Source organism: Actinoallomurus iriomotensis, assembly GCF_030269445.1.
GTDB classification, from domain to species: domain Bacteria; phylum Actinomycetota; class Actinomycetes; order Streptosporangiales; family Streptosporangiaceae; genus Actinoallomurus; species Actinoallomurus iriomotensis.
The window spans coordinates 1-19,479 of record NZ_BSTJ01000018.1 but is presented as its reverse complement, the minus strand read 5'-3'; the positions used below and the strand labels follow the sequence as shown (position 1 = coordinate 19,479).

The following is a 19,479-nucleotide window of genomic DNA, read 5'->3' as shown; positions in this document are numbered from 1 at the left end:
GATGGAACAGCGCCGACTCGGTGACACGACGGTCGAGGTCAGCGCCTTGGGCCTCGGCGGTGCCGGGATCGCCGGCCTGTACCAGGGGGTCTCCGACGCCGAGGCCACCGCGACCGTACGGCGGGCGTACGAGCGGGGGATCCGGTACTTCGACACCGCGCCGCACTACGGCGCCGGGCGGAGCGAACGCCGGCTCGGCGCCGCCCTGCCCGGCGACTGTGTGATCTCCACGAAGGTCGGGCGGCTGCTCGTCCCGCTGGGTCCCGGCGAGCCGCCGGAGCCGGAGGGATTCGCCGACCCGCCGCCGCTGCGCCGCGTCTGGGACTGGAGCGCCGAGGGCGTCCGGCGGTCGCTGTGCGGGTCGCTGGAGCGTCTCGGGGTCGACCACGTGGACGTCGTCTTCCTGCACGACCCCGACGACCACGAGGAGGAGGTGTACGCCTCGGCGTACCCGGCGCTGGCGGCGCTCCGTGAGGAGGGCGTCGTCCGCGCCATCGGAGCGGGCATGAACCAGTCCGCGATGCTGACCCGGTTCGTCGAACGCCTCGACCTCGACGTGGTCCTGTGCGCCGGCCGCTACACACTCCTGGACCGGTCGGCGCTGGAGGACCTGCTGCCCGCCTGCGAGCGCCGCGGCACGTCGGTCGTGGTCGGCGGCGTCTACAACACCGGGCTGCTCGCGGGCGGCACCCGGTACGACTACCACCCGGCCCCGCCCGAGGTGCGGGCGCGGGTGGCCCGGCTGGAGGAGGTCTGTGCCGGGTACGGGGTGCCGCTGCGCGCGGCCGCCCTGCGGTTCCCGCTGCGGCATCCGGCCGTGGCGTCCGTGCTGGCCGGCTGCCGGTCCGCCGCCGAGGTCGACGACAACGCCGACCTGCTCGAACTCGACATCCCCGACGCCCTCTGGGACGAACTTTGATTGCTGTGGACGCGCATCACCACCTGTGGGACACGGCCGTACGGGACTACTCCTGGATGGACGGGCCGTGGGCGGACCCCATCCGCGGACGCTTCGACCTCGCCCGCTACGCCGAGGCCGTCCCGGCCGCGCGGAGCGTCGTCGTGCAGGCGGTGGCGGACGAGGCCGAGACCCGTGAGCTCCTCGCCGCGCCCGTGGCGGGCGTCGTCGGCTGGACCGACCTGACCGCGCCGGACGTGGCCGAGCGTCTCGCGGAGCTGAAGGCCGCCGGGCCGCTCGTCGGCGTCCGGCACCTGGCGCAGGACGAGCCGGACCCCGAGTGGCTGACCCGCCCGCCGGTGATGCGCGGCATCGCGGCCGTCGGCGCCGCCGGGCTCGTCTACGACCTGCTGGTCAGACCGCCGCAGGCGGCCGCGGCCCTCGCCGTGGCGCGCCGGCTGCCGGAGGTGTCCTTCGTCCTCGACCACGCCGGAAAACCGGACATCGCGCATGGCATGTGGGAGCCGTGGGCGGGCTGGATCGCCGAGATGGCGGCCCTGCCGAACGTCACCGTCAAACTGTCCGGCCTGGTCACCGAGGCGGCACCGGGCTGGGAGCCGGCCGACATCCTGCCGTACGCGCGTCACGTGCTGGCCGCGTTCGGCCCGAGCCGGACGATGTACGGCTCCGACTGGCCGGTGTGCACATTGGCGGCCACGCCCGCCCAGGTGACCGCCCTGGTCGAGGAGGTGATCTCGGCCGACGAGGCGGCCGAGGTCATGGGCGGAACCGCCCGCCGCGTCTACCGGCTAGGTTGATCTCATGCGCGTCGCGCTCTTTCTCACCTGCGTCAACGACACGCTGTTCCCCGAGACGGGGAAGGCGGTCGTGCGCCTGCTGGAGCGGCTCGGCTGTGAGGTCGACTTCCCGGCCGGCCAGACGTGCTGTGGCCAGATGCACTTCAACACCGGCTACCGCGACGACGCGCGGCCGATGGCCCGGCGTTTCGTCTCGACGTTCGGCGGTTACGAGGCCGTCGTCGTGCCGTCCGGCTCGTGCGCGGCGATGGTGCGCGAGTGGTACCCCTCGCTCGGGGTCACACCGCCCGGCGGGGTGTTCGAGCTGACGGAGTTCATCGTCGACGTGCTCGGCGTGACCGACGTCGGCGCGTACTTCCCGCACACCGTCACGTACCACCCCACCTGCCACTCGCTGCGCTCGCTGAAGGTCGGGTCGCGTCCGCTGGACCTGCTGGCCTCGGTGCGCGGGCTGACGCTCGTGCCGCTCGGCGGGGCGGAGGAGTGCTGCGGCTTCGGCGGGACGTTCGCGCTGAAGAACCCCGCCGTCTCGGCCGCGATGTGCTCCGACAAGGTGCGCGGCGTCCTCGACACCGGCGCCGAGGTGCTCTGCGCGGCCGACAACTCCTGCCTGATGCACATCGGCGGCGCGCTGTCGCGGCAGCGTACGGGCGTCCGCGTGATGCACCTCGCGGAGATCCTCGCCGCCACCGAGGAGGCCTCGTGAACACCTTTGTGGGGATGCCCGCTTTTCCCGAGGCGTCGTCGGCGGCCGTGTCGGACGCGCAGCTGCGGTACAACCTGCGCAAGGCCACCCATACGATCCGCGCCAAGCGGGCCGCCGTCGTCGGCGAGCAGCCCGACTGGGCCGCCCTGCGCGCGGCGGGCGCCGCGATCAAGGACCGTACGCTCCGGCATCTGGACGTGTACCTGGAGCGGCTGGAGACCGCGGTGACGGAGGCGGGCGGCACCGTGCACTGGGCCGCCGACGCCGCCGAGGCCAACCGCATCGTCACCGGCCTGGTGAAGGCCACCGGCGAGACCGAGGTCGTCAAGGTCAAGTCGATGGCCACCCAGGAGATCGGCCTGAACGAGGCGCTGGAGGCGGCGGGCATCCGGGCGTACGAGACCGACCTCGCGGAGCTGATCGTGCAGCTCGGCGACGACCTGCCCTCCCACATCCTCGTCCCCGCGATCCACCGCAGCCGCTCGGAGATCCGCGAGATCTTCCTGTCGAAGATGGCGGCGTGGGGACGGCCGGCGCCGGCGGGCCTGGCGGACGACCCGCGCGCGCTCGCCGAGGCGGCCCGGCTGCACCTGCGCGAGCGCTTCCTGTCCGCGAAGGTCGGCATCTCTGGGGCCAACTTCGCCGTCGCCGAGACGGGCACCCTCGTGGTGCTGGAGTCGGAGGGGAACGGGCGGATGTGCCTCACGCTCCCCGAGACGCTGATCTCGGTGGTCGGCATCGAGAAGATCGTGCCGACGTGGCGCGACCTCGAGGTGTTCATGCAGTTGCTGCCGCGCTCGTCCACCGGCGAGCGGATGAACCCTTACACCTCGACGTGGACCGGCGCCACCGAGGGCCAGACGTTCCACCTCGTACTCCTCGACAACGGGCGCACGTCGGTGCTCGCCGACGAGGTGGGGCGGCAGGCGCTGCGGTGCATCCGCTGCTCGGCGTGCCTCAACGTCTGCCCGGTGTACGAGCGCGCGGGCGGCCACGCGTACGGGTCGGTCTACCCCGGCCCGATCGGCACGATCCTGACGCCGCAGCTGCGCGGCATGGCGAGCCCTCTGGAGGAGTCGCTGCCGTACGCCTCGACGCTGTGCGGAGCCTGCTACGAGGTGTGCCCGGTGGCGATCAACATCCCGGAGGTGCTGCTCGACCTGCGCTCCAAGGTGGTCGCGCACGGGCACGTCGGGCAGCGGGTCGCGATGGGCGCGGCCCGGCGGGTGCTGAACTCCCCGCGGTGGCTGTCGGTGACGCAGCGCTCGGCGGGCCGCCTGCGCCGCTGGACGCCGCGCCGTCTTCCCGGCCCGCTGTCGGCCTGGTCCGACACCCGGGACGTGCCCCGGCCGCCGAAAGAATCATTCAGGCAGTGGTGGGCGGCGAACCGATGAGCTCTCGCGACCGCATCCTGGCCCGCGTACGTTCGGCCCTGTCGGACGTCCCACGCGAGGAGAATCCCGGCGACGTGCCGGTGCCGCGCGAGTACGAGCGCTCGCGGACCGGCGTGGACGTGGTCGAGCTGCTGGTGGACCGGCTGACCGACTACCGGGCGCAGGTGCACGAGGTTTCCGACGTCGCGGCGGCCGTGGCGGAGGCGCTGACCCGCCGGGAGGCGCGGCGGCTGGCCGTACCTCCGGGCGTGCCGGACGCGTGGCTCCGCTCCGTCGAGGCGGTCCACGACGACCCGCCGCTGCCGAACGTGGAGCTGGACAGCCTGGACGGCGTGCTGACCGGTTGCGCCGTGGCCATCGCCGAGACCGGCACCATCGTCCTGGACGCCGGCCCGGACCAGGGCCGCCGCGCGCTGACCCTGGTGCCGGACTACCACCTGTGCGTGGTGCGCCGCGACCAGATCGTCCGCACCGTCCCAGAGGCGGTCGGACGCCTTGACCCGTCCCGCCCGCTGACCTGGATCAGCGGTCCTTCCGCGACCAGCGACATCGAGCTGAACCGCGTCGAGGGCGTCCACGGCCCGAGAACCCTCGAAGTCCTCATCGTGTGACGCTCAGCCGGTCTGCAGCGCGCGGAACTCGTCGGCCCAGGTCCGGTTCTCTCCGATTTTTCCGTTCTCGTCGGGCTGGACCGTGTACGGGCAAAGGAGGCTGTTGAGGAGCCACGGCGTCGACTCGGGGCCGAAGTCCTTCGCCATGGCGGAGTCCTGGGCCATGCCGTAGGCGGCCACCGCGAGCCGTCCCGTCGCGCGGAATCTCGTGACCTGGTCGGACAGGAAATTCTTGTTTTCGGCGAACCACGGACACGCCAGCAGGAAATCGTTCCATTTCCGCTGCGGGAACGGGCGGGCGACGGCCTGGCGGATGACCTGCCACACCGGGATGCCCGGCCGCATGCCGTAGCGGCGGGTGAACTCCGGCGGGGCGGCGTCGCTCAGGTGCTTCTTCCAGAACAGGACCAGGGAGAACTCGGTGGCCAGGAAGCTCTGGTCGGCGCGCATGCGAGGGAGGACGTAGTCGAGGTAGGCCCGGCCGGCCTGAGGGGCGGGCAGGTGCGGATGGATGTCGACGCCGTCGACGGCCGGGGTGCCGCGCACGAACTCCATCCAGCGATCGGTCGCGGGTGTGCGCCAGGCCGGCCGCTCGAGGTGGTTGAGCGCCCCCATGTAGATCCGGGTCCTGCACCGCGCGCCGAAGTGCCGGTTCCGGTGGTCGATGACGTGCCGGGCGAGCGCCTGGTAGAAGGCGTTCAGACGGCCGTGGTCCTCGACACGGCTCTCGATGAACGGCTCATTGCCGACGGCCAGGATGTCGACCTTGTTCATCACGGCCGGGAGCAGCCTGTCCAGGCGCCCGAGTTCGGTGTTCATGGCGGACCCACCGGGCGACGGGAGGGGCCGGTGGTTGTAAGGGAACTTCAGCGACAGGACGGTGCCGTAGCCGCGTTCGCCGGCCGTCAGCAGGTTCCGGATCGCGGGCTGTCCGGCCGGGTCGCTCCGGTCGGCTTCGGGCATCGGGAAGAAACCCCGCAGCCATGTCGCCGACACGTCCCGCAACGCGGCGAGGTTCACGCTGCCGAGGGTCCCGTTGACGTTCGCCGCGAGGACGCCGCGCGCCGCCGGTGAGGGAGCGGCGGAGCCCTCCTTCCGGGAGGCGCACCCCGACGCGAGACCGGCGGCTCCGGCCAGACCGAGCAGCCGGCGCCGCGAGAGCCCCGGTCCGTCCGGCCGTACGGTCAAAACGCCATGTCCTTCCCGTGGGCTGCCCGGCCGTCACGTTACCAATGTGACGGCCGTGGCATCGAACCGGTCAGCGCAGCCCGTGGCGGTCGGCCCAGGCGGACAGGGCCAGGGCGATCTCCTCCGGGCGGTCCTCGGCGGCGTGGTGGCCCGCCTTGCCGCAGTGGACGGTCTCCAGGGCGGCGATGGTGTCCGCGCACCAGCCCGCCATGTCCTCGCCGATCAGCAGGGTGGGGGAGCCTTCGAAGGTCATGAGCAGCTTGGGCACGTCCGGGCTGGTCGCCAGCCACCTGTCGTACGCCTCGATGCGGGACACCAGCTCGGCCGGTTCTCCGCCGAGCGGCATCTGGCGGGCCCAGGCGAGGATCGGCCGGCGGCTCTCGCGGGTCGGGTACGGGGCGAGGTAGCGCGCCAGGTCCTCCTCGCTCACCGGGTTGAGGACGCCGCCGGTGAACGCCTGGCGGACGAAGAGGTTCTGGTCGAGCACCAGTTCCTCGCCCTTGCCGGGGGTGCGGATGGTCTCCGAGCGCTGCCGTGCCTGCGGGGAGAGATCCTCCCAGGCCATCGGCTTGACGATGCTCTCGAAGAACGCCAGGCCGGCGACCCGCCCGGGATGCCGCGCCGCGTGGTCGAAGGCGAGCGCGCCGCCCCAGTCGTGGCCGACGAGGACGACGCGATCCAGGCCGAGGGCGTCGAACCAGGCGTCGAGGTAGCGGGCGTGGTCGGCGAAGAGATAGGGGATGTCGGGCTTGCCGGAGCGGCCCATCCCGATCAGGTCGGGAGCGAGCAGCCGGCCGCCGCCCACGGCGGGCAGCACCTTGCGCCACAGGTGTGAGGAGCCGGGGTTGCCGTGGAGGAACACGAACGTCGTCTCCCCGGCACCGGAGTCTTCGTAGTGGATGGTCGAGTCGAGCACGTTGATCTCGGGCATGAGGGGTCCTCTCGTCAGAGTGGGGCGTCCAGCAGGGTCTCCAGGTCGCGGACGAACTGTGCCGCGCGCGGAGCGTCCCGGCCGCCCAGCGGTCGCAGGAGCCGGTCCAGCAGCGCCTGGACGGTGCCGATGGCGGGGGTGACGGCCTCCCGGCCGCGAGCGGTGAGGCTGAGCCGTACGGTGCGCGTGTCGCCCGGGTCGCGGGCGCGCTCGATCAGGCCGTCGGCCTCCAGCGCGCGGGCCAGCTTGGAGATGTAGAGCGCCTCCAGGCCGGTGTGGTCGGCCAGTTCGCGCTGGCTGGGCCGCGCTCCGGCTCGCTCTCTGCCGTACAGCGAGGCGAGCAGGACGTACTGGGCGTGCGTCAGCCCCAGGGGGGCCAGCGCGCGGTCGACCGCGACCCGCCACCGGATGGAGAGCCGCCAGACCAGGTAGCCGGGCGTGGGTCCTTCGGACGTCATGGCCGATACTGTACATGGCTATAGTAGCCATGGCTACTAATTAGGCCGTCACGACGACCGCAGGTCGGAGAGCAGGGCCGGGAGCAGCCACTCCTCGCGGGCGGCGCGGCGTTCGCGGGCCATCGCGTCCGCCAGCCCGGGGTCCCAGGGGGTCGTCGTCCGGCTGCCCGCGAGGGGCTCCCCGCCGCCGGCCGCCAGGGCGTCGGCGTAGTCCCCGGCGCCCATCCGCCACGGCGTCGCGGCGTACCGCTCCGTCGCGGCGGCGGTCATGCGGACGCCCGGCCAGTCGAAGTCGTTCCGCCAGTGGATCCGGGCGCCCTCCGCGGCGCCGAGCAGCCGGTCGCAGGCCGCCGACGGCCGGCCCTCCGTGCAGACCAGCGCGGCGCCCGCGCCGCCCGGCTCCGCCGCCGCGCGCACCACCGCGGGACTCTCGCAGACGAAGATCAGGCGGTCGCGCGGGGTCACCGGGGCGGCCATCAGCTGCTGCAGAGTCAGCCGGAACGGCATGCCCGCCGCGGCGGCGTCGTCCAGCCACCGGGCGACGGTGTGCTCCTCCCGCGCCCGCAGGCCGAGGACGAGCACCTGGCTGGCCAGGTCGTCGGGGACCACCCCGGCGTCGCGCCAGATCCGGCGTTCGTCCTCGCGACCGGCCGGCGGCGGCGCGCCCTGCCAGAGCACGAGAGCCCGCATCACCAGGCTCGCCAGCGGCGTGCCGGACAGCGCGGCGGCGTCGCCGGTCGCCCACTCGGCGAGCACCGGCAGCGGTACGTCACGCGCGGGCAGCCGGTCGAGCACCGCCGCCGCCCAGCCGGGCAGGTCGCCCCGCCCCTGCCGGACCAGCCGCCCGACCGTGCCGTCGCGGGTCAGCGCGCCGAGCCAGGCCGCGAACCAGCCCTCCGCCGCGTGCCGGCAGCGCATCGCCGCCGCCAGCGCCGCCCGTACGTCCTCGGGCCGGCCGGGACCGTCCAGCCACGCGAGCACACGGCACAGCCCCGCGCCGTACGCTCGGCGCAGCGCCCCGTCCAGCTCGCGCAGCGACACGACGGCTCGCCGGGAGGACTCCCGCCGCCCGGTGATCCGCGTGACCACACGGGACTCGGCGTCGGAGGGGTAGGCGAGCGTGACCGAGCCGGTCACCTCGCCGCCGGTCTTGGCGAGCCTGCGGCGTGCCGCGGCGAGCAGCCGCCGCCACTCGTCGCCGCGCAGCTCGTCCAGCCCCGCAGGTCCGCGAGGCGACGGTGTGTCGTCGCCCGGTTCCGTGCCGCCGGCTGCGGCCGCGTCCCGAGCCTCGTCGTCCACGCCGCGTCCGTACCCAGGGTCCGCGTCCGCCAGTCGCCGGTTCCGTGGCACCATCGAACCCGGACCACGGGAGGCGACCATCGCGGCACGACACCAGATCCGGCCCCTGGCACCCGCCGCGGCCGACGACGACGCCATCGTCACCGCGCTCACCGGCCTGGTCAACGAGGTGTACGCGGAGTCGGAGAAGGGCCTGTGGGCCGACGGCGCCGTCCGGACGACCGAGCGGGAGCTCGCCGGGCTCGTCCGCGCCGGCGAGATCGCCGTGGCGCGCCTCGACGGCCGGATCACCGGCTGCGTCCGCGTCCACCGGCTCGACCCCGCGACGAGCGAGTTCGGGCTGCTCGCCGCCGACCCGCGCCATCGTGGCCTCGGCGTGGGCCGGGAGCTCGTACGCTTCGCCGAACGCCGTGCCCGCGCACAGGGCGCGGGCCGCATGCGGCTCGAACTCCTCGTGCCGCGGGAGCGGCCGCACCCGTCGAAGGAGTTCCTGGCGGCCTGGTACGGCCGTCTCGGCTACGTGGTGGCCGGCAAGGGCACGATGGAGGACTCCCACCCGCACCTCGCGCCGCTGCTGGCCACACCCTGTGACGTGATGATCTACGAGAAGGACCTGCGGGCGGGGACGCCGATCGACGACCTCGCCGCCCGCCTGCGGGAGTTCGCGGCGGACCGGGAGTGGGAGCCGTTCCACACGCCGAAGAACCTCGCCATGGCCGTGGCGGGGGAGGCGGGCGAGCTCCTGGCGGAGTTCCAGTGGCTGACCCCGGAGGAGTCGGCCGCGGTGATGACCGACCCGGCGGCCGGCGCCCGCGTACGCGGGGAGCTGGCCGACGTGATGACCTACCTGGTCCGCCTGGCCGACACCCTGGGCGTCGACCTCATCCAGGCCGCCCACGCCAAACTGGATGAGAGCGAACGCCGCTACGACCCGGAGACCTACCGCGGCACGGCCCGCAAGGCCCCGCCGCTGCCCTGAGGTCTCATCAGTCGGCGATCAGCTCGTAGGTTCTGCCCTTCGCGGCGTGCGCCGCGGCGAGGGCCTCGGAAAGCGGCGTGTAGTACGTCTTCTGGTCCTCGGCCTTGACGCACGGGCCGGTGTCGTCGCCCTCCACCGCGCTCTCGATGCCGTACGCCTTGTGCGTGGACTGGTCGAACAGCGGTGATCCGCTGTCACCGCTCTTGGCGCAGATGTTGGTCTGGATGCCCCCGGCCGGCTTGTCGGTGATCTCGCCGCAGCGGGTGCCCGGCTTGACGTCGCCGATGCGCGGGCTGGCTCCGGCCATGCAGACCACGTCGCCCTTGATCATGCCGCCGTACGGCTTGATGCCGGTGATCTTGAAGGTGGGGTCCTCATTGCGCGTCTTGCACTTCTTCGGCTGCGGTTCGGCGCTGCACTTGAAGTAGAGCGCGTTCTTCGAGTGGCCGGACGGGAACCACATGCCCGGATCCGTCACCCGGGCGAACGCGTAGTCGAGGCGAGGGGTGCGGGTGTTCGCGTAGACGGAGCGGTCGTTCTTGATGTCGCCGATGATCGCGTGGTCCTTCGCGCTGACGATCGTGGCGGGCTTCTTTCCCTTCCGCTCCAACTCGGTGAAGCAGTGGCCGGCGGTGGTCGTGTAGAGGCCGCCGTCGTCGTCCTTGAGGTTGAAGGCGGAGGAGCAGTAGTCCAGGCGCCGTCCGCTCTTCTTGCCGATCCCGATCGAGATCCCGGCGCGCATCGGCGGGTCGCATTCGAAGACCGAGCACTCGGTCAGGGTCTCCTCCGGCTCCGTACGGACCACGACGGGGCCGAGCCCGGTCAGCGCGCGCGTGACGCGGGCCCGGTGGGCGGTCCACACCTCGACCCGGTTCGACGCCTCGTTCACCTGGGCGTACGCCTCCCTGCCGGTCAGGGCGGCGGCGCGGTCGCGGACGCGCGCCAGGTCGCGCAGCGAGTACGCGGCCGGCACGACCTTGATCTCGTCGTGGTGCTCCAGCCCGTGGACGACCCGGCGGGCCCGGGCCGGCCGGGTGGCCGCCACGACCAGGACGCCGCCGTCGCGCTGATCGATCCGCGCGCCCGCGTACTCGTCGGGCAGCGCGGCCGAGAGCCGCCGGATCAGGCCGTCACCGGCCGCGGCCAGCCGCAGCCGCCTCATCGCGTCGGCCGCGCTGACGTGGTACGCCGCGGTGAGATAGCCGACGGACTCGCGGATCCCCGCCGGAACCGGGGCGTCCACGGTCCGGCCGGCGGGTGCGCAGCCGGACGCGAGGAACGCCGGGAGCGCCAGGGCGAGTCCGGCCGAAGAAACGGCGCGGACCCCCGCGCGGCGGGTGCTTGTGATCATCGGCCTTCTCCCCTTCACGGCTTCACGGTCGAGTGCGACGCCCGATGAGTAAAAGCGATGACCAACGTCCTGCGGAGCACAAACGCGCTGGTGGGGCGCGTGTCGCTGCGCGATGCCGGTAATGGGGCGATAGGCCGGAGCCGCCGGTGCGGTGCGCGGGAGTCGTGGTGGCCGGCGCCTCCGGCCCGCCGGACGCGGCCGTGTACGCCCGCGCGACCACCACGGACACCGAGTCCGCGGCGGAGATCGAAGACGTCTCACCGGACGGGACCGCGCGGCCGCTGACCGAGGGCGCGCTGCTGGGGTCGTTCCGCGCCGTGGACGCGGCCAGGAGCTGGACCGGCGGCGACGGGCACGATCTGATGCCGTACCACCCGTACACGAACACGTCCGCGAGGCCGGTCGTGCCCGGCGCGGTCACCCGTTACGACATCGAGATCTTCCCGACGTTCGCCACGATCGCCGAGGGCCCCTCGCTGCGGGTGACGCTGTCCACCGCGGACGTGCCGCACCTCCTGCCCGACCTCGCGCAGATCGGGCGTCGGGTGGGCGGCGTCTACAGCGTCCAGCGCGGTGGTGGCGCGGCGTCCGCGCTGGAGGTGCCGCTGCAGCCGTCGACGTAGCCCCCGGGCGGGGCCGGGTTACTCCTCGTCCAGGGAACCGTCCCATGCCCAGGCGAGGGCCCGGGGCAGGCCCCAGCGGCCCAGAGGTGTCAGGCGGCGGTGTTCGTCGAGCGCGCCCAGGGCCTCCCAGATCGGCACCATCAGCTCGAACGCGAACTCGATCGGCTCACGGTCGTCGTCCTCGTAGGAGCCCTCGATCTCCGGGCACTTGTCGGCCAGCTCGAACAGGTCTCCCGGCCAGGCACGCGTGCCCACGCCCGCCCGGGCCAGGCCGATGATCGCGCCGGCCCAGTCGGCGTGCTGGAGGGCCATCAGCGAGCTCTCCTCGTGGCTGCCCAGCCCGGACTCGCCGTGCATCGACACGAGCGCGCCGGCGGCCTGGACCCAGAGGGTCTCGTCGTCGGCCGGGAGCCGGCGGCCCCAGTCGGCGGCCGAGGCGAGGTGGCGGTACGGCCAGTCGGTCAGGTGCTCGCGGACGCGCTGGACCGCCGTGGCCAGCGCCTCCTGCGGCGCGGTGGCCTCGACGACGTCCGGCAGCGCCTCGCGGATCAGCTCCACCGCGGTGCGGTCGGCCTCCTGCCACTCCTGCAGGAATCCGTCGGCGTCGAAGTCTTCGAGGTCGTCGTAGCCGTCCAGGTCGGCGGCCGGCGTCGGTGTGACGTTTCGCTCAGAGTCACTCACGCCTGACGACTGTAGTGGCGTCCGGGCCGTGCTGCGTGCGGTCGAACCTCAGGATCCCGGCCGAGTCAGGGGGAACGCGATGGTGTCGCGGATGTTACGGCCGGTGAGCGTCATGATCAGCCGGTCGACGCCCATGCCCATGCCGCCGGCGGGCGGCATGCCGTACTCCAGGGCGCGCAGGAAGTCCTGGTCGAGGTCCATCGCCTCCGGATCGCCGCCGGCGGCCAGAAGCGACTGCTCGGTGAGGTTGCGCCGCTGGACGATGGGGTCGATCAGCTCGGAGTACGCCGTGCCGAGCTCGAGGCCGAACACGATCAGGTCCCACTTTTCGGCCAGTCCCGGCGTGTCGCGGTGCGGCCGGGTCAGCGGCGAGGTGGCGGCCGGGTAGTCGCGGACGAAGGTGGGCGCCCGCAACGTGGACTCCACCAGCGTCTCGAACAGCTCCTGCGTCAGCTTCCCCTGGTCCCACTCGGGATCATGGCTCAGGCCGACCCGGTCGGCGTGTTTCTGCAGCGTGCGCAGTGACGTGGTCGGCGTGACCTGCTCGCCGAGGGCCTCCGACACCGACTCGTACACGGTGATCTCCCGCCAGGGCTCGGCGAGGTCGTACTCCACCCCGTCGCGTACCACGACGGTGCCGCCGATGCCCGCGCGCGCCGCCGCGAGGACCAGTTCGCGGGTCAGCGCCGCCATGGTGTTGTAGTCGCCGTACGGCTCGTAGGCCTCCAGCATCGTGAACTCGGGGTTGTGCCGAACCGAGACGCCCTCGTTGCGGAAGTTCCGGTTGATCTCGAAGACCTTGCCGATGCCGCCGACGAGCAGCCGCTTGAGGTACAGCTCGGGCGCGATGCGCAGGAAGAGGTCCAGGTTGTAGGCGTTCATCCGGGTCGTGAACGGCCGGGCGGCCGCGCCGCCGTGCACCGGCTGGAGCATCGGCGTCTCGACCTCGAGATAGCCGCGTTCGCGCAGCGAGTCGCGGAGCGAGGTCACGACGTCGCCGCGAAGGCGCAGCATCCGCCGCGCGTCGTCGTTGACGATCAGGTCGACGTACCGCTGGCGGACCCGTGACTCCTCGTTCAGCGCGTTGGAGGCGTGCGTCGCGGGCAGCGGATGCAGGCACTTGGCGGTGAGCCGCCAGGAGGAGACCAGCACCGACAGCTCGCCGGTACGCGAGGTGATCACCTCACCGCGCACGCCGACCTGGTCGCCGAGGTCGATGAGCTGCTTCCACTGCCGCAGCGCCTCGATGTCGACGGAGTCGGCGGCCAGCATGAGCTGGATGTCGCCCGACTCGTCGCGCAGCCGTACGAAGATCAGCTTTCCGTGTTCGCGCGCCAGCACGACCCGGCCCGCGATCGCCACGGTCTCGCCCGTGTGGGTGTCCGGCGCGAGGGCGCCGAACCGCTCGCGCACCTCGGCCGCCGTGGCGGTGCGCTCGAAGCCCAGCGGGTACGGGTCGATGCCCGCCTCGCGCATGCGGTCGAGCTTGTCGTGGCGTACGCGCTCCTGCTCCGACAGGCGGCGCGCGGGCAGCCGGGCGGCGTCCGCGGCCTCCTCGATCTGCTTGATCTTCCCGACCAGCGTGGGCGACGGCGAGGGCGTGTCCAGCCGCGGCTTGAACAGCGTCGGCAGGAACCCCTCGGCCCGCGCGGCGGCGAGCCCGATGCGGACCAGGTCGCGGCTCTGCGGGAAGCACATGAACCGCGGCGTCCAGACCGGGTTGTACTTGGCGTTGGCCAGGAACAGCGACTCGAGCTGCCAGAATTTCGAGGCCACCGACAGCAGCCGGTACAGCAGCCGTGAGATCGGCCCGGCGCCGATCGCCGAGCCCCGCTCGAACACCGACCGCAGCATGGCGAAGTTCAGCGAGACACGCGTGACGCCGACCGCGGCGGCGTTCTCCGCGAGCTTGGCCACCATGAACTCGTTGAGGCCGTTCTCGGCGTCGCGGTCGCGGCGCATGAGGTCGAGGGAGAGGCCGGGCCGGCCCCACGGCACGAAGCTCAGCAGCCCGCGCCGCGCCCCGGCGCCGTCGAACGCCTCCACCATGACGCAGCGCTCGTCGGTCGGGTCGCCCAGGCGGCCGAGCGCCATCGAGAACCCGCGCTCGGTGTGCCCGTCACGCCACCGGTCGGCGTCCGCGACCAGCTCGGCCATCTCCTCACGGTCGATCGCGCCGTGCCGCCGGATCCGCACGGTGTAACCGGCACGCTCGACCCGGCGTACGGCCTGGCGCACCTGGCGCATGTCGCGGCCCTCGAGGTTGAACTCGCGCAGGTCCAGGATGGCCTCGTCGCCCAGTTCGAGGGCGTCCAGCCCGCAGCGCCCGAAGGCGGCCGCGGCGCGCTCGCTGGCGCCCAGCACGCCGGGGATCCACGCGTGCGCCCGGCACTCGGCGAGCCAGGCGCTGATCGCCGCGTCCCAGGACTCCGGATCGCCGAGCGGGTCGCCGCTGGCGAGGCTGACCGAGCCCTCGACCCGGTACGCGATGGCGGCCCGGCCGTTCGGCGAGAGGATCACGTCCTTGTCGCGGCGGAGGGCGAAGTAGCCGAGCGAGTCGCGCTCGCCCCATTCGGCCAGGAGGGCGCGGGCCGGCAGTTCCTCGTCGGGCGTGAGCACGGCGAGCCGCTGGCCGGGCCGGAACAGCGCCCAGACCGTGATCACGAGCAGGCCGCTGCCGAGGATGCCGAGGATGCCGTCGACCCAGACCGGGACGTCGACGTTGAGGTCCCAGCCGTTGTCGCCGGCGCCGAGGAGGGTCTGCAGCCCGGCGTAGACCAGGTGGGTCCAGGCGGCGCCGCGCGGGTCGCGGTCGGTGAGGAAGACGAGGTTGGTGCCGATCACGCCGCCGACGACCAGGAGCACCGAGAAGACGACGAGCGCGAGGCGCCGGTTGGCGCGGTCCGGCAGCGCGTAGAACTCCTGGCGGGCCGCGACGAGCAGCGCGACGACGAGGCCGAAGGCGCCCGCCGTGACGAGCTCGCCCCACCCGCCCCAATCCGACAGCCCGGCCAGCGCCCACACCGCGAAGAACAGCAGGAACAGCACGACGCTGATCCGCCAGGCGGCCTTCTTCCGGCGCCGGACGCCGACGGACACGAGGATCAGCAGCAGACCGTACGGGAGGCTCGGGTACCAGCCGAAGTAATTGATGGAGCGGAGTACCCAGACGTTGAACATCCACTCGATCAGGCCGTAGGAGAACCAGGCCAGGACGGAAAGGATTCCGGAGACGCGGAGGTACCAGAACAGGACGTTCGGGACGGCCTCGACGACCCGCCGAGCCCATGGCCGTCCCGCGCCCGCCGCCTTCGTCGTCATCTCGCTCCTGAGGTCGCGCGCCATATTCTTTCTTTGTACCGGTGATTGGGTGAGCGTCAGGCCAACGGAGGCCTCGCGGTGGGTATCGTGGGCGAACTATGCCGGAAAACCCCCTTCTTGCGCAGCGTTATCGCCTGCTCACCGAGGTAGGCCGCGGTGGCATGGGAACCGTCTGGCATGCCCGGGACGAGGTTCTCGGCCGTGACGTCGCGGTCAAGGAAGTGATCCTCCCGCACGGCTTCTCCGACGAAGAGCGCGAGGTTCAGCACAAGCGCACGTTCCGGGAGGCGAGGACCGCTGCGCGGCTGAGCCACCCGGGCGTCGTCACGGTCTATGACGTGGTCGAGGAGGACGGCCGGCCCTGGATCGTCATGGAGCTGATCCGCGCCCGTTCGCTGCACGAGCAGATCAAGAAGGACGGCCCGCTGCCGCCCCGGCGTGTCGCCGAGATCGGGCGTCAGATGGCCGGCGCGCTGCGCGTCGCGCACGAGGCGGGGATCCTGCACCGTGACGTCAAGCCGAGCAACGTCCTCGTCGGCGGCTCCCGAGCGGTCCTCACCGACTTCGGGATCGCGCGGGCGCAGAGCGACGCGACGCTCACCCAGACGGGCATGCTCATCGGTTCCCCGGCCTACATCGCGCCCGAGCGGGCGCGCGGGCGCGTCGCCGTGCCCGCCTCGGATCTCTGGTCGCTCGGCGTCACGATGTACGCCGCGGTCGAGGGCAAGTCGCCGTTCGAGCGCCCGGACGCGATGGCGAGCCTGGTGGCCGTGCTCACCGACGATCCCGAGCCGGCGCCGAACGCCGGTCCGCTGCGCCCCGTCATCGAGGGCCTGCTGCGCAAGGACCCGGCTCAGCGCCTGACCGTCGACGAGGTCGCGGTGATGCTCGACCGCGTCCTGGCCGGTGACGCCGAGGCCGAGCCCGACGATCCGCCCGCGGACGCGCCCGACGGGGCCACCCGGCGGCTGCCGCCGAGCGTCCTGAGCGCCGTGAAGGACGCGGAGCCCTCGCCGGCCGAGGCGCACGCCGACGACGTCGATGAGGAGGCCGAGCCGCCGACGGCGGCGGTGACGGCGCCGGATCCGGGCGCGCAGATCGGCGCGTCGCCGTATCCGATCCGCTCGATCGTTATCGTCGCCGCAGTGCTGCTTGTCCTTTTTGGCGTGTTCTTTTTCGCGACATTTAGCTGAATTACGCGGTCAACACGGCCGAACCGTCACCGACGGTCGGTATGGTCCTCAGCTATGCCGTTCGGGGAGGGTTCGGTGCTCGCGCGCCGCTATCGACTGCTGGGCCAGGTCGGTCGTGGTGGCATGGGCCGGGTGTGGCGCGCACACGATGACCTGCTGCACCGCGAGGTCGCGGTCAAAGAGGTGATATTTCCGCCGGGGTTGACGGACTCCGACCGCGAGGTGCTGGTCGAGCGCACCCTGCGCGAGGCCCGGTCGGCGGCCCGGCTGTCCCACCCCGGCATCGTGACCGTCCACGACGTGGTCGAGGAGGACGACCGCCCGTGGATCGTCATGGAGCTCGTGCGCGCGCGGTCGCTCCAGGAGGTCATCGACGACGACGGCCGGCTGCCGGCCGCGAAGGTGGCCGACATCGGGTCGCAGATGCTCGCCGCGCTGCGGGTGGCGCACGCGTCCGGGGTGCTGCACCGTGACGTCAAGCCCGCCAACGTGCTGCTCGACGCCGGCCCGGACGGCACCAACCGCGTCGTGATCACCGACTTCGGCATCGCCCGGGTGTCGGGCGACGCCACGCTCACCCAGACCGGCCTGGTCCTCGGCTCTCCCGCCTACATCGCGCCCGAGCGCGCCCGCGGCGAGGGGGCGAGCCCGGCCTCCGACCTGTGGGCGCTCGGCGCCACGCTCTACGCCGCCTGCGAGGGCCGCAGCCCGCACGACCGCGTCGACGCGATGGCGGCGCTGGCCTCCGTGCTGCACGAGCAGGCCCCGCCGCCGCGCTACGCGGGGCCGCTCACGCCCGTCCTCGTGGGCCTGCTGGCCAAGGAGCCGACCGAGCGGATGACGGCCGACCAGGCGGCGGCCGACCTGGCGCGCGCCGCGCGTGGCGAGACGCACGCCTCCGGCGAGACGCGGCGCGACGGCCCCGGCTCCACGGTTCGCGTGTCCCTGCCGACGCCGGCGGACCCCGCGGCCCAGAACGGCGACGCGACCCGGCACGCGTTCGGCGGGCCCGTGCCCGGCCCCGCGAGCGGACGCTCGAAGACGTGGCTGATCGTCGTGGCGGCCGTGCTGGTGGTGGCGGTGGCCGCCGCTGTCGTGCTCATCACGCACCATTCCGCGGGCGGCACGAAACCGTCGCCCACCCCCAAGCCGACGACTCCGACGACTCCGGCGCCCACACCCACGCCGACGCCCAGCGCGACCGTGCCGGCCGGATACCACCGTTCCGCCGGCCCGGTGGGCTCCTCGATCGCCGTGCCCGACGGCTGGACCCACCAGCCGCGCGGCACCTCGTCGGCGCTGTGGAAGGACCCGTCCACCGGCGCCTACATCCAGGTCGACGCGATCCCCTGGGGCGTCGAGGACCCCGTCGAGCACTGGCACATCTTCGAGCAAGAGGTGCAGGCCAAGCACGTCCTGCCCAACTTCCGCGAGATCCGCCTCGGCGGCCGTTTCTCCCCGCGTGGCTGGCCCGCCAGCGACCTGGAGTACACCTGGACGACCGCCGACCACGGCACCATGCGGGCGGTCGACCGCGGGTTCACCGCGAACGGACGGCAGTACGCCATCCTCGTCGCCGCCCCGGAGGGCCAGTGGGGGCAGCACTCCCAGGTCATGAACAAGGTATTCGGGTCATTTCAGCCCGCTGGGGACTGACCTTCGTCACTCTGGGTGACCGGCGGCGCGGTCCCGGCGGTCCTGCGCCTCTTGTTTTCCTCACAATGTGTAATCGGTGGCCCGCGTTCTGTCACGATGGGGAGCGAGAGACGTCGACCGAGCGGCACATCTCGCGAAGGGAGCTCCCGTGCATCCCATTGTGCGGGCGGCCTACCCGGCGGACCGGACCGCAGTCGCGCAGGCACGCCGGTTCGTCCGGGAGACGCTCATCGGGTGGGGCGCCGATGACGCGATCGACGACGCGGTCCTGCTGACCAGCGAGCTGGCCACCAACGCCGTCATCCACGCGCGCACCCCGTTCGAGGTGGTGTGCCGGGCCGCCTGCGCGTCGGTGCAGATCGAGGTCGTCGACGGCGACGCGACGCACGTGCTGCCCGCGCCGGGCGCGGGCGACGACCCGGACCGCGTCAGCGGCCGCGGGCTCCTCATGCCCGTCATGCTCGCCGCCGAGTGGGGCGTGTCGTACGCCGCCGGGACCAAGACGGTCTGGTTCCGCCTGCGCACGCGGGCCGTGCCGCCGCCGTCCGAGACGCCGGCGTACGCCCTGCCGAGGATCCCGGGGGTCGAGCACAGCCTGGTGCGCCGGCCACGGGACGAGACGTACGACGGCGGCCTGTACGACGTGTTCGAGGCGGCGCCGGACCGCTGGCGCTTCGCCCTCGGCGGCGCGTGCGGCACCGGCCCGGAGGCGGCCGCCGTCACCGGCCTCGCCCGGCACGGCCTGCGCCTGCTCGCCGCCGAAGGCCACGGCGTCGCCGACGTCGTCACGCGCCTCAACCACGCCGTCGTCCGCGAGGGCGTGCACGGCCGGCTGATGACCCTCGTCCACGGTGAGCTCGTACGCCGCCGGGACGCCGGCGTGCGGGTGACGCTGGTCTCCGCCGGTCACCCGGCGCCGCTGCGGCTGAGCTCGTCGGGCGAGGTGACCTCGGTGACGGCCGTGCAGCTGTCCCTGGGGGCGGTCCGCGACACCCGGTTCGAGGAGCACACCGTCGACCTCGACCCCGGTGACGCGCTGCTGTGCGTCACCGAGGGGAGCGCCGACGGGGTCGTCCAGGGCAACGGGGACACCGAGCCGGGCCCCGGCGCCGGGACGCGTGCGGACGGCCTGGCGCGCCTCCTCGCCGGCCGTACGGACCTGAGCGCCGAGACGGCGGCCGAACACCTGTCGTACGCCGGCGATCTCGCGGTGCTCCTCCTCCGCGTCCTGTGACCCCACAGGCCCTAGTAGTGCTTTGTTACGTTTGTGATCTTGGTGGCGATGATCGTGTGTGAGGTCTGGGGAGATCACCGCGGTCCGGTCGCGGTTGGAGGAGTTCGCGGCTGAGGTGTTCGCGGGATTGCCGCGGTC

At 72.9% G+C, this 19,479-nt stretch carries 17 protein-coding genes; 10 read left to right on the top strand and 7 right to left on the bottom strand.

The genetic code is table 11. From position 1 onward, the window contains the following. Position 1: 1 nt before the first annotated feature. Genes QSK37_RS47160 through QSK37_RS47140 form a run of 5 tightly spaced genes read left to right on the top strand, consistent with a single transcriptional unit; the run spans position 2 to position 4,427 of the window. A complete protein-coding gene (locus QSK37_RS47160) occupies positions 2-919 on the top strand; it encodes an aldo/keto reductase (RefSeq protein WP_285635407.1) in 918 nt (305 codons plus the stop codon). 5 nt (positions 920-924) lie between these two features. Continuing rightward, positions 925-1,716: an amidohydrolase family protein gene (locus QSK37_RS47155; RefSeq protein WP_285635404.1), complete on the top strand. Its 792-nt coding sequence runs from the start codon at positions 925-927 to the stop codon at positions 1,714-1,716. Positions 1,717-1,720: 4 nt separating this feature from the next. After that, positions 1,721-2,422 carry a (Fe-S)-binding protein gene (locus QSK37_RS47150; RefSeq protein ID WP_285635401.1) on the top strand — a complete coding sequence of 234 codons (702 nt, stop codon included), beginning with the start codon at positions 1,721-1,723 and terminating at the stop codon, positions 2,420-2,422. Positions 2,423-2,436: 14 nt separating this feature from the next. Then, entirely contained in the window at positions 2,437-3,816 is a 1,380-nt protein-coding gene (locus tag QSK37_RS47145) for a lactate utilization protein B (RefSeq protein WP_285635744.1), read from the top strand. Then, positions 3,813-4,427, top strand: a complete 615-nt coding sequence (locus QSK37_RS47140; protein ID WP_285635398.1) for a LutC/YkgG family protein — start codon at positions 3,813-3,815, stop codon at positions 4,425-4,427. The genes QSK37_RS47145 and QSK37_RS47140 overlap by 4 nt, the downstream gene beginning before the upstream one ends. A gap of 3 nt (positions 4,428-4,430) precedes the next feature. Here QSK37_RS47140 and QSK37_RS47135 read toward each other — a convergent pair whose 3' ends face one another. From QSK37_RS47135 to QSK37_RS47120, 4 genes are all read right to left on the bottom strand, one after another. After that, positions 4,431-5,615, bottom strand: a complete 1,185-nt coding sequence (locus QSK37_RS47135; protein ID WP_285635395.1) for a hypothetical protein — start codon at positions 5,613-5,615, stop codon at positions 4,431-4,433. A 70-nt stretch (positions 5,616-5,685) separates the two neighbouring features. Continuing rightward, a complete protein-coding gene (locus QSK37_RS47130) occupies positions 5,686-6,546 on the bottom strand; it encodes a haloalkane dehalogenase (protein ID WP_285635392.1) in 861 nt (286 codons plus the stop codon). Positions 6,547-6,560: 14 nt separating this feature from the next. Continuing rightward, on the bottom strand, positions 6,561-7,004 hold the full coding sequence (locus QSK37_RS47125; protein ID WP_285635390.1) for a MarR family winged helix-turn-helix transcriptional regulator: 444 nt from the start codon (positions 7,002-7,004) through the stop codon (positions 6,561-6,563). 48 nt (positions 7,005-7,052) lie between these two features. Then, entirely contained in the window at positions 7,053-8,303 is a 1,251-nt protein-coding gene (locus QSK37_RS47120) for a TIGR02679 family protein (RefSeq protein WP_285635387.1), read from the bottom strand. Between QSK37_RS47120 and QSK37_RS51990 the strand changes: the two genes are divergently transcribed. Beyond that, positions 8,263-9,282, top strand: a complete 1,020-nt coding sequence (locus tag QSK37_RS51990; RefSeq protein WP_432705674.1) for a GNAT family N-acetyltransferase — start codon at positions 8,263-8,265, stop codon at positions 9,280-9,282. The genes QSK37_RS47120 and QSK37_RS51990 overlap by 41 nt on opposite strands. A gap of 7 nt (positions 9,283-9,289) precedes the next feature. Here the strand turns inward: QSK37_RS51990 and QSK37_RS47105 are convergent, their stop codons facing one another. Beyond that, on the bottom strand, positions 9,290-10,633 hold the full coding sequence (locus QSK37_RS47105) for a chymotrypsin family serine protease (protein WP_285635384.1): 1,344 nt from the start codon (positions 10,631-10,633) through the stop codon (positions 9,290-9,292). 146 nt (positions 10,634-10,779) lie between these two features. Here QSK37_RS47105 and QSK37_RS47100 point away from each other — a divergent pair, with 146 nt between their 5' ends. Further along, on the top strand, positions 10,780-11,256 hold the full coding sequence (locus QSK37_RS47100; RefSeq protein ID WP_285635381.1) for a CocE/NonD family hydrolase C-terminal non-catalytic domain-containing protein: 477 nt from the start codon (positions 10,780-10,782) through the stop codon (positions 11,254-11,256). A gap of 18 nt (positions 11,257-11,274) precedes the next feature. Here QSK37_RS47100 and QSK37_RS47095 read toward each other — a convergent pair whose 3' ends face one another. Next, a complete protein-coding gene (locus QSK37_RS47095; protein ID WP_285635379.1) occupies positions 11,275-11,937 on the bottom strand; it encodes a hypothetical protein in 663 nt (220 codons plus the stop codon). A 48-nt stretch (positions 11,938-11,985) separates the two neighbouring features. After that, complete coding sequence (gene lysX / locus QSK37_RS47090; protein WP_285635376.1) at positions 11,986-15,258, bottom strand: bifunctional lysylphosphatidylglycerol synthetase/lysine--tRNA ligase LysX; 3,273 nt, start codon at positions 15,256-15,258, stop codon at positions 11,986-11,988. A 161-nt stretch (positions 15,259-15,419) separates the two neighbouring features. Here lysX and QSK37_RS47085 point away from each other — a divergent pair, with 161 nt between their 5' ends. The 3 genes from QSK37_RS47085 to QSK37_RS47075 all read left to right on the top strand — a co-directional run bounded on the left by QSK37_RS47085 (position 15,420) and on the right by QSK37_RS47075 (position 19,341). Next, on the top strand, positions 15,420-16,451 hold the full coding sequence (locus QSK37_RS47085) for a serine/threonine-protein kinase (RefSeq protein ID WP_432705673.1): 1,032 nt from the start codon (positions 15,420-15,422) through the stop codon (positions 16,449-16,451). Between the two features lie 54 nt (positions 16,452-16,505). Further along, positions 16,506-18,107, top strand: a complete 1,602-nt coding sequence (locus QSK37_RS47080) for a serine/threonine-protein kinase (RefSeq protein ID WP_285635370.1) — start codon at positions 16,506-16,508, stop codon at positions 18,105-18,107. A gap of 148 nt (positions 18,108-18,255) precedes the next feature. Then, a complete protein-coding gene (locus QSK37_RS47075) occupies positions 18,256-19,341 on the top strand; it encodes an ATP-binding SpoIIE family protein phosphatase (RefSeq protein WP_285582915.1) in 1,086 nt (361 codons plus the stop codon). Positions 19,342-19,479: the final 138 nt, after the last annotated feature.